The sequence below is a fragment of the Paenibacillus sp. J22P51 genome (assembly GCF_059692215.1).
Genome location: NZ_JCAUAZ010000007.1, coordinates 68,512 through 81,175 on the forward strand (window position 1 = coordinate 68,512; position 12,664 = coordinate 81,175).

At 41.4% G+C, this 12,664-nt stretch carries 7 protein-coding genes; 6 read left to right on the plus strand and 1 reads right to left on the minus strand.

The genetic code is table 11. The features are described 5' to 3' along the window. Positions 1-6: 6 nt before the first annotated feature. Positions 7-1,818, plus strand: coding sequence for a hypothetical protein (locus tag AC58QC_RS16510; RefSeq protein WP_497416219.1), 1,812 nt, complete (start codon positions 7-9; stop codon positions 1,816-1,818). A 44-nt stretch (positions 1,819-1,862) separates the two neighbouring features. Here AC58QC_RS16510 and AC58QC_RS16515 read toward each other — a convergent pair whose 3' ends face one another. Further along, positions 1,863-7,091 (minus strand): DUF5057 domain-containing protein, encoded by a 5,229-nt coding sequence (locus tag AC58QC_RS16515; RefSeq protein WP_497416220.1) that lies wholly within the window; start codon positions 7,089-7,091, stop codon positions 1,863-1,865. Positions 7,092-7,392: 301 nt separating this feature from the next. Here AC58QC_RS16515 and AC58QC_RS16520 point away from each other — a divergent pair, with 301 nt between their 5' ends. The 5 genes from AC58QC_RS16520 (at position 7,393) to AC58QC_RS16540 (ending at position 12,663) form a co-directional block, all read left to right on the plus strand. Beyond that, on the plus strand, positions 7,393-9,057 hold the full coding sequence (locus tag AC58QC_RS16520; RefSeq protein ID WP_497416221.1) for a GspE/PulE family protein: 1,665 nt from the start codon (positions 7,393-7,395) through the stop codon (positions 9,055-9,057). A gap of 17 nt (positions 9,058-9,074) precedes the next feature. After that, entirely contained in the window at positions 9,075-10,127 is a 1,053-nt protein-coding gene (locus AC58QC_RS16525; protein WP_497416222.1) for a type IV pilus twitching motility protein PilT, read from the plus strand. After that, positions 10,127-11,335: a type II secretion system F family protein gene (locus AC58QC_RS16530; protein WP_497416223.1), complete on the plus strand. Its 1,209-nt coding sequence runs from the start codon at positions 10,127-10,129 to the stop codon at positions 11,333-11,335. Before AC58QC_RS16525 ends, AC58QC_RS16530 begins: the two co-directional genes overlap by 1 nt. Positions 11,336-11,360: 25 nt before the next feature. Next, entirely contained in the window at positions 11,361-11,825 is a 465-nt protein-coding gene (locus AC58QC_RS16535) for a pilus assembly FimT family protein (RefSeq protein WP_497416224.1), read from the plus strand. 79 nt (positions 11,826-11,904) lie between these two features. Then, a complete protein-coding gene (locus AC58QC_RS16540; protein ID WP_497416225.1) occupies positions 11,905-12,663 on the plus strand; it encodes a prepilin peptidase in 759 nt (252 codons plus the stop codon). Position 12,664 lies beyond the last annotated feature (1 nt).

Sequence of the window (12,664 nt, forward strand, 5' to 3'; positions counted from 1 at the left end):
GCGATTGTGTTCAAGCGATTAAAGGATGAGCGTGGCGCTGCACTGCTGCTTGTGCTTTTTATTATTATCATATTTACATTGCTTGGAATGGCATTGATTAGTGCTAGTATTGGTGGGGCTGTTCGGACTCAAACAAAGCAGAAAGATGTACAGAGTGTTCATTTGGCTGAAAAGGCCTTAAATGAGGCTGTTGCCATCATCCAAGGGATGTTGGCGGGCCAAAAGTCAATTAATTTGGAACTTCTTGAGAATCAATTGGAAGCTGTGATGCTTGTGGTGAATAAATCGAATGACATTAGCACCGAGTACGATCAGCAATACGGGGAAGGTCAATCCATCGTTAAGACGGAAGCCAAACTGGAGAAAGATTTGGCTCATCCAACGATAACGGTACAAGTCACAGCTTCAATTCAGGGGGTTACACGTAAATTAGAGCAGTCTTTGGTTGTGAATGGGTATCCGGATGTTCTGAAATACGCTGCAGGCTCAGAAGATGGTAATTTAATCATAAACGGTTCACCTTATTTTCTTGGAGAAGACAACAATGGTGGAGGGCTCTACGCCGGTAAACAGCTGTTGATTAAAAACGAAGCTGAATATTTTTATGAAAGTGAAACGAAGAAACACGAGCCAACCAAGTTCCCGGACCTTGTAGGAACTGCCTATGTGCAATCGTTATCGGACATCAAATACTGTGATACTCCCAAATGTACAAGCTATAAATCAATTCAAGAGGTTAGTGGAGATGGCAATGCCAAAAAAGCAAGTAACATACTAGGTCAAACCAGTATCCAACAAATCAAAAGCAATAAAGATTTTATCGGAATCAATATGGACGAATCGTTTATTGATAAGCTAACCGAAGCAATTGGTGGCGGGAGTGTCCAGTGGACTGCGATTGAATCCAGGTACAAGCATCAAATGAGTGATGTCATGGATTATTTAATTGGATCCAAGAACTTGTTTGCTATCAGCCCACTACAACCTGAAACGAATGAAGAGGCTGAGACTTATGACCAAGCCTTAGCTGCATATAAGTTATTGGTAGAATCCGGAGAATTAGACGGTTCGGTTCTGCATCGTGGTGATTTTAATTTGAATAATCTGGATTATTCGCAATTATTATTTGACAACACCGAAGGTCATGGGAAAAATTTAAGAACGGATCCCGATTCAGACGGTTATAGTAAAAGCAATTGGTTCATCATCGATGGTGATTTGAACATAACCAATACGTTAACAATACCGATTCAAGTAAGGGCAAATATCCTAGTAACTGGGGATGTCCATATTACGGGCAACGTGAAAATGGATGCTACCATCTTTGCATTAGGTGAAACGGTGATAGAGGATGCTTCTATAACGGGCTTAGACGATCGAGAACTTGTATTGATGAGCAAAGGGAGCATATTAATAACGAGAGTTAATACGAATGGTGATGGAAAGTTTAAAAATATTGATGAGAACCAATTTAGCAAAGCCTTTGGTTTAGTTCAAGATCACAGTGCTGTTATTCAACGATTGGATGCTTTCTTCTATACCGATTCTACGGCTGAATTGTATGGGGTAGGATCGATTTTCTGGATTAAAGGTGGTTTCTTCGCCAAACATGATCTTACGATTAACGCGTTAAGGGGATTTGCACAGGTCTATAACGGGGACATCGTCGGTGAAGAAAATCAACCTTCGATCCTTGGCACGCGTGCCAGATTCATTATTTCGTATAATAATGAAATTTTTGATCATCAATCTGCCGCATTGCCGCGTATTAAGTCGGTTCAATTAATTCGAGGGAAGAAGAAAATGTCTGATCAATAAGAGGAATGAAAAAAGGCTGCCGAGTAATCGGCAGCTTTTTCAGTTTAGTATTTATTTTGGAATTTCTTCCGCTCCTCGACAATGATTTGAACGGAATCCGAGAGAGAAGGATTGGACTTATCGGATACCTTTACTGTGGCAGTACCTACATGTTCAGCTTTTACAACGCCATTTTCAATTGAAATGATCCCTGGAGTTCCAATTATAGCCCAGTCTAGCATCGTGAATGCACGATCTTTAAGTTGGCTAGGGACGATTTTTAATGGTGTCCAAAGGTCTTTCGAATTTTCAGTCGCGCTATCCACGAACAATGTTATTGGACCATCTGGTAGTAAAATACTCGTAAGAACTTCTTTTATTTCGATAGTTTTCGTATCAGTTTTATCACCAACCTGCACCTTAACAATGACTTTGCCTTCTTGCTTACCGGTTAGTTTCACTTCATTTGGTGCGATAGTGGTCCATTCTGCAAGGTCTGTTGCGTTTGTATTATTACCCTTTTTAATGGACCATTCGAAGCCACTATGTACCGCATCTGGACGTGTAATGATGGCTTTCAAGTTGACGGAATCACCTACTTTGATAGTCTCGAGTGCTCCCGTTATTGAAACACTTTTGACAGGGTTTGTTAGGTTAATCGTAAAATTCGCTGGATACGGTGTACGTACATGCGAGTCATTGTGTTCGGCTATGAGCGTTACACTTCCAGTTACAATCCCGGCTTTAACCCCTTCGAATTGATAGTGATAGCTATCATTTCCTTCGTTATACTTGACAAACTCTTTATTTGGATCATTAACCGTCCATTTGACCGATCCAGGGACGACTGTTTGATTCGTAGAATCGAAGGAAGCAATGAGCTCCATTGATTCACCTACCAAAAGCTCGGTTATGCCATCTAAGCCAAGAATCCCATTCGGCGTGGAAAATTGTATGCCTGGTTTCGTCACCGTGATGACTGCTGATGCAGATATAGATGAATCGGTTTTCGATACGATGGTGATCGTAGTTGTGCCTAATTTCAAAGCTTTGATGATGCCATTATTATCAACAGATACGATAGTAGAATCACTAGATGACCAAGTAAAATTAGAAGGTATGGTTCCAATTGGATTAATAATTGGTGTTAATTGAGCACTTTCTCCAATATCTAATTTTCTGTCTTCTAAATTCAAAGTGAACACTGTTACAGAAGTAGAGGCACTATATGGATTTCCTTTATCAGTCTTGAGTGATAGTGAAGCCTCAACAACTCCCGGTGTAATTCCTGTAATTACTCGTTTATACGGATCGCTATCAGCGGTATTTCGAATAAACCCAGGTATCGTTTTTTGAGGTGAATCCCATTTAATAGTGTCTGTGTCTACCTCTTCATTGACAGTTGATAATCTTCCTGTAAGTATCATCGACTCCCCAACTCGAAGTATGGAAGCTGGGTGATCAATCGTCAATGCTGGTTGCTTCACGTGAATCTCTGCTGTTGCAGATACGTTGGAACCATCCTTAGCAGTTGCTGTAAGGGTGGCTGTCCCAACGGCCACACCGCGTATTTTCCCGTTTTGATCAACAGTAAACAGATTTGGGTTCGAAGAACGCCAGTCTAACGCTTTAATACTTGCATTTTTCGGTAAAATATCCGATAACATTTCCATCGTTTCTCCCACACGAATGGTGGCAGACGTTAATGAAATGGATGTAATTGGCACTGCTGTTACAGTAATTGCAAACGGTGCTGTATACTCATTTCCTTTATCTGTCGTTACCTTTACAGTACCATTGACGGTTCCAGCTTTTTCACCAGTCAAGATCCGCTTCAGATCGCCATCTGTCGCAAAGCTTGCATTTACTTGATTATCTGGCAGCCAACTGATACTGGAAATCACTTCATTTGCGGTAGTAAGTTTAGCTTCTAACGTGATTTTCTCGCCGATGTTTACCGTATTCGGGCCATCAACTAAGAATGTTGGTTTCATGACGGTAATTGTTGCACTGCTGCTTTTATTAGTACCATCCGTCGTTGTAACTGTAATTTGGGATGAACCAACTGCTTTCCCAGTTACTTTTCCAGTTCCATCAACAGAAACGATATCGGTTCGATCTGAGCCCCAAGTGAAGGTAGGAAAATCGGCATTAGCAGGTAAATAATTGGGTGATAATTGAGCACTCTCGCCTACACGAATCGTGGCGTTCTCTAGGTTAACTGAAGAAACTGGAATGAACACGGTGACGACATAATCTTTGGTGTAGGTTCTTCCTTTATCCGTAACCACTGTTGCTGTGACAGTTACTGTGCCTTTGCGATGGCCTTGCAATGAACCTGTAATTGAATTCATTGTCCCAGCAGTAAAGCTCGCGATGCTCGTATCAGAGGAACTCCATCTAGTCGATGTTACTTCTTCATTAACCGTTACAAGTGCTGCTGTTAAGTTAATTGAAGAATTGACTGCTACTTGTGTTGGACCTGTTATATTCAGACCTGGCTGAATGACGGATACGTTTGAGGTTGCTACGAGTCCACTACCGTCTGTAGCAGTTGCCGTAATGTGTGCTGTCCCTGCTTTTAATCCGTTAATTTGTCCGCTTGCGTTTACGGTCACTGTGGTAGCATCATCAGATGTCCACGTGAAATCTTCATTCGTTTTGTAGGTTGCATTTGCAGGTAACACCTTCGGGATTAGCTTGGTTGTATCCCCTCTGGCAATAATGACATTATCCAAAGTTAAGCTAGTCAGCTTGATGAAAGCACTAAATACTCTATTCGAGAAAAGTACATTTTGATTACTTGAAGCAAAATCGTTATAAATTAGGTTTGCATTGGAAAGTGAGTAATCACCACTGCTTGTTGGTTTCACGACAATGGTAAAGCTGGAATTGTCTGCGACAAAGTTATTGCCTTCTCTTCGGTAAGGAATATCTGGAATATTTCCTTCAACTGTATAACCTGTAGCAAGTGAGCCAACTTTTGTTACATTGGTCAAATTAGCAGGTAAAGTTACGATGTCTAAGTACGGAGGTAAAACCTCCTTGAAATGAAGACCACTAATCTTTAAATTGTTTAAGTCTGTTGCAGCATTGTATATTTTCGCTGTCGGCTTAATGACATAATTGACAGTAACCGGAAGATTAACTTCGGTTTTCTCGGTTGAGATTGTACGCTCTGGAGTTAAGCTTGTAGATGTAATAACCTTAACAGCGACTTCTTTCGTTTCAAGAGCACCGGAGGCGTCCTTCGTTGAAACTGAGATGGTAAGATCGCCGCCACTCAAAGAGAGTGGATTTGCAAATGTTCGATTGATGGTTTCCCCTTTTTTCGTCTGTAAGCCACTGAGTACACTCCGTGACTGATTGTTACCTTGACTATCTCTGTACTTAAAGGTTACTGAAGAAGTGACAGTTTTATCATTAAGATCCAAGTCATCTGGTTTAAAGCTTAATGAAATATCACTATTTGCTGATATGTAGTTTTTGGAAGCTTCGTTGAAAGCAACAGGGGACAGAATGTCCAAAGTAGGCTTATGATTTGACCCGATAAAAGCACGATACATCGTGTTCACAAATAGCTTTTGTTCCCATTCAGGGAATGCATTTCCATTGTAAGTATTGCTGATGCTAGTGTTTACGAAATTATGACCAGTACCTGAATAGGTTACGTTTCCTTTGGAATATGTGTAGTAATGGTTCCAACTGTCCTCAATATCGCGGGGACTTCCGTTAATGTTATACCAAGGAATAACGGTTGGATCCTCTAAGTTAAGCTTGAAATATTGGTCATGCGTATTAGCAACTTGAGGTGTCATCTCACTAATGAAAAACGGGAATTCCGTTAATAGACCTTCATTTACTTTTACAGTGGATGTTGATGGATTTGGTGCACTTAGTCCCATATTCGTCATGGACCCAGATTGGCCTGTAATTTCTTTGAAGTTCGTAATCCAGGTTTGATTCCCCTGATAAACTGTATCATGCGTAAACATGACGCCTTGACCTGTCCCGATGTAAGATTTGACTGCAGCAGCAGCAGTGTCGGAAATATTACCCGTTCCATTATAGGAGTCATTAAACCCAAATATAACCATGTCATATTTACTGTTTAGGGTGCTATATTCCGTGGAGTTAAATGTAGTAAAGTCGGTGACGGTGAGATTAATGGCGTAATCATCTGTTTTTAAATAACTTTGAGTCATATTAGTGGCTTTGAGTAGACTACTTGTTTTGGCGCTTGATTGGGAGTTCGGCAAAACTTGAAGAACGTTAATGGTAGGAGCTTGGTCTTTAAATCGAAACACGCCAGAGGCAGCATCTTTAAGCTTTCCTGTGCTAGTTTGGTCAATTAGCTCTAAGCGCCAGTAATAAAGACCCGAGTAACCTTTTGGCAGAGTGAAGCTAATCGTATTGTTTGTTAAGGAAGTAACTGAAATGGATTGAACTAATTTGGTTGCATCGAACGTTAATACACTATCAATCCCAAGATATAAGTTCGCAACTAAGTTCCGCCCTACAAGATTAGGTACATTTTTGACATCAAACGTGTAAGAAAGGGTGCTGCCAGGAGAATAATTTGAAGCCCTATTCGTAGTTAACGTGTAATCGATAGGCTTGCTAGTTACACTTATTCGAGGTCTATTCGTTGGTTTCGTAAGTAGTTTAGTTTTGGTTAGAAAAGCACTCGATGAATTGATTTCATCATCATCAACGAATATGACACTACTTTGATTAGATGAAGTATCATAAGGGCTAAATAAGTTGTATAAATTTCCAGATTTTTTCACCCATTTATTATCATTATCTAAATATCCCTGATACAGAGCACCGCGTTTTTTTGAGGAGTCGCTGTAGACAATAACAGGAAGTCCTTTTGAAATGTACTTATCTTTAATTTCATTCGATTTGAGCAGTGTGATATCGTTCTCTTCGTAGCGAGTATTATGCTCATTGCCTGTCTCGATGGTCGGATTGAATAAGCTCTTGCCGAAATAAATGGCATCATATTTCCCGTCTAGCTCATCACGTAGAGCGACAAATTTCTTCATACTTATGGTTTCTAATTGGAAATTGGAATTTGAGCCGATTATGCTCGCAAGATCTGAAGTAACCGCGGACGCATCCCCGTTATTCGGTTTCTTTAAATCTTTAATTTCGAGAATTTTTAAAGCTGCATTTTCCCCGGTAGCAAATACGGTTTGAGTTGCCGGCTCCCCAATTAGAACGAACAATGATGTAAGCAAAGTAATAAGCAATAGGATGCTTATTTTTTTTCTTGTGGTCAACAACATCACTTCTCCTCCTTATTTCTGAAATCAGGATTTGTATATGAGACTATTTTACTACTTTTACGTTCAGGAAATATACACTTTGTGCACATAAAATTGAAATTTTTTTGTGGAATTCTAGATTTCATGAACAAAAATACCTATATACTTGTCGTTTTCCGGGAAGGAATTTGTGACAAAAGAGCGAAGATATATACAAGAACGTATCCTAATGTTGTATAATGAATTTTGTTGTTAGAAATATAGGTATATAGTCCTATATTAAACATGAATGCCTTAGCAAACAGAGATGGAGTTGAAGGGTATGGCGCTGATAAGGAAACGTTTGGGTGACTTGTTAGTCGAGAGCGGAATTATATCGGAAGCTCAACTCCAAGAGGCGCTTCAGGAGCAGCGAAAAACGAAACAAAAGCTTGGTGACTTGCTCATCACCCAAGGATATATTACGGAGCAGCAATTGATCGAAGTCCTCGAGTTCCAACTTGGAATCCCACATGTGAATTTGTTCAAATACCAGATTGATCCGGAGATAACTAAAATTATTCCTGAGAGTATGGCTAGGCGCTATCAGGCGATCCCTCTTCATAAAGATGGCGGCAAGCTCATGGTTGCGATGGCAGATCCGTTAGATTATTTTGCAATTGAAGAAATGCGGATGAGTACAGGGTATCGGATCGAACCGGCCATAACGAGTAGAGATGAGTTACAACGAGCCATTGCACGTCATTACGGTCTTCAGGATTCCATGAGTCAAATGATGACCGATATGCCTACAACGGACGATATCAAAGAAACGGAAATCACGGATGAGGATGCGCCCATTGTTCGACTTGTGAATCAAATGATTCAGCAGGCAGTTCAATTGAAGGTTTCCGATATTCATGTGGATCCTGGTGAAGCTAATGTGGTCATTCGATATCGGTTAGATGGACATCTCCGAACAGAGAGAGTCATTCCCAAACAAATGCAAGGTTTCATCACGGCAAGGCTGAAAATTATGGCCAAGCTGAACATTGCAGAACGAAGATTGCCGCAGGATGGTCGCATCAAAATGCAAGTTGATTTTAAACATGTTGATATTCGGGTATCCTCCTTGCCGACAATTCATGGAGAGAAGATGGTACTTCGACTTCTAGACCTGTCGACAGGCGTTAAGCCGATTGATCAATTGGGCTTTGGTGAGCGCAATATGAGTGTGTTTCGCGAAATGATTGAACAGCCATTCGGCATTTTACTTATAACAGGCCCGACCGGAAGTGGTAAGACAACAACGCTTTATTCTGCGCTTAGTCATTTAAACCGTGAAAATGCGAATATTATCACCATTGAGGATCCTGTCGAGTACCAGCTCCAAGGCATTAATCAGGTGCATGTAAATCCTACTATTGGTCTCAATTTTGCAGCAGGTCTCAGGTCGATTTTGAGACAAGACCCGAATATCGTGATGGTCGGTGAGATACGGGATTCGGAAACAGCCGAGATTGCGATTCGAGCTTCCTTGACAGGTCATCTCGTTTTATCGACCTTACATACGAATGATTCAGTTAGTACAATTACGCGTTTTCGAGATATGGGTGTTGAGCCATATTTGATTGCTTCTTCATTAATCGGCGTCGTGGCGCAACGACTTGTCCGAAGAATCTGTTCAGAGTGTAAGGTTGCTTACACACCTACAGATCAAGAAGTGATTTTTATGAAAAATAAAGGTATTCGGGCTGAAAAGCTCCACAAAGGTGCAGGTTGCGGCAACTGTAATCGTACAGGGTATCGTGGACGTTTTGCTATACATGAAATCCTTGTTATGAACGAAGGTTTTCGTCAATTGATAAGTGAAAAAGCTTCTATTCAAGAGATGAGGGTTGCAGCGCAGAAGTTTGGATTAATTCAACTGATGGATGACGGTATCGAAAAAGTGAAGCAAGGTATTACGACACTACAGGAAGTCATTCGTGAAACTGTTGCTTATTAAAGTGAGGGGTGGCTATGATGTCTAATTCGTTAACTCGTATTTTAGGCCTATTGAAGCAAGCGCATGAGTCGAACGCTTCAGATTTACATCTATCTGTTGGCTCACCACCAGTATTACGTGTCCACGGGGCTTTGCAACTTGTAGGTCAAGAGCCATTATCGGCCGATGAATCGCGTGGAATGGTAGAAGCATTATTGAGTACTAAGCAAATTGAACGTTTCCAAGATGCAGGTGAGTTGGACTTCTCCTATGAGTTAGAAGGATGTTCGAGATATCGGATCAATGCCTATCGACAAAGAGGAAGGGTTAGTGTGGCGATTCGCACGATTCCAACGATGATCCCATCGCTTGAACAGCTGCAGCTGCCATCGATCATCTCAACATTAGCGTTGAAGCCGCAAGGCTTAGTACTAGTAACTGGTCCAACAGGTAGCGGGAAGTCTTCGACGTTAGCCGCCATGATTAATTACATCAATCGCAAAGAGAAGAAGCATATTGTCACGCTGGAAGATCCGATCGAGTTCCTACATACTCATTCGTCTTCGATCATTGATCAACGTGAAGTGGGTAGCGATACAAAGTCGTTCTCGAATGGTCTCCGTGCAGCATTGCGGCAAGATCCAGATGTTATTTTGGTCGGTGAGATGCGTGATCTCGAGACGATTTCTGCAGCCGTGACTGCGGCAGAAACAGGGCATTTGGTATTCGCAACCTTACATACGACAGATGCTCCACAAACAATTGACCGTATCATCGACGCGTTTCCTGCACATCAGCAAGGCCAAATTCGGGTGCAGCTTGCAGCTGTTCTTGTGGCAGTCATTTCTCAACGGTTATTTCCTAAACCAGGAGGCGTAGGCCGTTCTTGTGCAACAGAGATTATGATTAACACGCCTGCCGTAGGTAATTTGATTCGATCTGAGAAAATACACCAAATTAAGAGCGTTATGCAAACAGGCCGTAATCTAGGCATGCATACACTGGATATGTCCATCAAGGAGCAAATGCAGCAAGGACTGATTGATCCGATCGCAGCGAGAGCCTATCTTGCTGAGGGTGGTGTCATGTAATGTCAGAGTACATATACGAGGTTAGGGGCAGCAGTGGCAAGCAGTTGAAGGGTAAAATTACTGCTTCAGATAAGCCGGCAGCGGTCGATGAGCTTCGTAAAAAAGGATATATCGTTCTCTCCGTGAGGGAAGATCAATTCAAAGCATTTAAGACTGAAATTTACATCGGTAATCCAGTCAAAACGATTCATTTTATCGTGTTTTGCAGGCAATTTGCCACGTTGATTCGAGCTGGCGTAAATATCGTAGAGGCGACGACCATATTAGCAGTCCAGACGGAGAGTAAAGCCTTAAAAAAAGCTTTAACCGACGTAGCATCGAAAATTTCCAAAGGGATTCCGTTCTCTCAGTCGATTTCCGATCATAAACGGATTTTTCCTCCGATGTTTATTAACATGGTCCGAGCGGGAGAAGAGACAGGGGATTTGGAAGGCACATTAGATCGTTTAGCTAAGTTTTTTGAGAAAGAACATGTAACACGCGAGAAGATTAAATCAGCGATGACTTATCCGGCAACGGTTGGAGGGCTTTCGATTATTGCCGTTATCTATCTTTTGAAGTCCGTCGTGCCCCAGTTCGTGAGCACATTCGAGTCATTACATGCTGAATTGCCTTTGATCACACGCATTGTTCTATTGTTAAGCAATAGTATTCAACACCAGTGGTTGTCATGGCTGCTCGCGATTACTGCCGTTATAGTCGTGTATCAAGTTGCTAAACGCAACAGTAAAGGCGCCTATGCCATCGATTACCTGAAATTGAGAATTCCCATTTTCGGGAAACTGAAGCAAAAAGGGTCCGTGGCCCTCATGACTAGAACGCTTGCCTCTCTGTACGCGAGTGCTGTTCCCGTGCTGCAATCATTAGCTATTGTAGAAGAAGTGGTGGGCAACAAGGTGATAGGCGGTTATATTCGTAAATCAGCAGAGTCCTTAAGACAAGGTAACCCATTATCGGAGCCATTGAAGAAAGCGTGGGTTTTTCCTCCATTAGTCACACAAATGATTGCGATTGGCGAAGAAACAGGTTCATTAGATCAGATGTTAGAGAAAATCGCTGATTTCTATGAAATGGATGTTGAGAATACCGTAGATCGTTTGAAATCGTTGTTGGAGCCTTTATTGTTAGTTATTTTGTCCGGATTAGTTGGAGGAATAGTAGCTGCGATTATGCTACCGATGTTTAGTATGTATTCCAATTTGAGTTGATAAAAAAAATATGGAGGTAATAACTATGTTAATTAAAATGATGAACCGTTTGAAAAAAGAGGAAAAGGGCTTTACGCTGATTGAATTATTGGCGGTGATTGTTATTTTGGCGGTGATTGCGGCGATTGCCGTGCCTTATATATTGGGGGTAATTGAAAAGTCTAAAGAGGATTCAGATACTGCTACCTTTGTACAAGTTTATCAGGCTGCAAGGTTGTACGTAACTTCAGAGCTTGATTCTGATCCTAAAGGTAAAACAATTGGTGTAATTACAAATTCAGGTGACGCAACAAAGGGTCTTCAAAAGCAAAATTATCTTGAAACACCAATAGTGCTCCCTAGTACTAAAACTAGTATAACAGGTGGCAATGTGGTTTTTGATACTGAGGGGAAAATAGACTATATTACTCTAGTTAATGATGCGAAAACTTGGAAGCTTACAGGAGCGGAAATTCTAATAGGAAAAGGCAAAAAGGTTATAGTCCCATAAAAAGTCTTTTGAAAATTGCCTAAAGGAATCGGTCCATTCCGATTCCTTTTTTAAAATCAACCGAAAGCGGCCCAAACACATGACGATTCTAATCGCTGTTTATGTTTTCATCCTTGGACTTGTTCTAGGTTCGTTCTTCAACGTTGTAGCGCTGCGCGTGCCAGCGAGGCGGTCCTTAATACATCCACCATCCGCATGTCCGACATGTCGGACACAGTTGAAACCGAGGGATTTAATCCCGGTGATCAGTTATTTTTTGAGTAAAGGAACATGTAAATATTGCAGGACAAAAGTCTCCATTTTATATCCGATAGGGGAATTGGTAACGGGATTATTATTTCTGTGGGTGTATAGGCATAACGGGATTTCGGGCGAAACCTTGGTTGGTCTCGTACTGGTGAGCTTATTAGTTATTATTACGATTTCAGATTTGACGGTCATGCGGATTCCCAATCAAGTTTTACTATTTTTCTTTCCAATTTGTGTGTTAGTTAGAATTGTATTTTCCGGTGATCAGGCCTGGTGGAGTTACGTACTTGGTGCTGTCGTTGGATGCGGGATTGTGATCTTGATTTCTATAATAACTCGCGGTGGTATGGGAATGGGAGATGCCAAGCTTCTGTTGGTTTGCGGCGCAGTCGTGGGTTTGACTCATATCCTTGTGGCTTTCGTTTTAGCATGCCTGATAGGCAGTCTAGTTGGCGGATTGCTGCTGCTGTTAAATATTATTAAGAGAAAACAACCGATCCCATTTGGCCCCTATTTGGCTGTGGGCATCCTGATTTCTTACGGATATGGATCGGATCTTATAGAGGCTTACCTCAATTTAATCGGATAGC

Coding starts and splice junctions, on each gene's coding strand:
- AC58QC_RS16515 (WP_497416220.1), bottom strand. CDS start 7,091: ATGTTGTTGACCACAAGAAAAAAAATAAGCATCCTATTGCTTATTACT.
- AC58QC_RS16520 (WP_497416221.1), top strand. CDS start 7,393: ATGGCGCTGATAAGGAAACGTTTGGGTGACTTGTTAGTCGAGAGCGGA.
- AC58QC_RS16525 (WP_497416222.1), top strand. CDS start 9,075: ATGTCTAATTCGTTAACTCGTATTTTAGGCCTATTGAAGCAAGCGCAT.
- AC58QC_RS16530 (WP_497416223.1), top strand. CDS start 10,127: ATGTCAGAGTACATATACGAGGTTAGGGGCAGCAGTGGCAAGCAGTTG.
- AC58QC_RS16535 (WP_497416224.1), top strand. CDS start 11,361: ATGTTAATTAAAATGATGAACCGTTTGAAAAAAGAGGAAAAGGGCTTT.
- AC58QC_RS16540 (WP_497416225.1), top strand. CDS start 11,905: ATGACGATTCTAATCGCTGTTTATGTTTTCATCCTTGGACTTGTTCTA.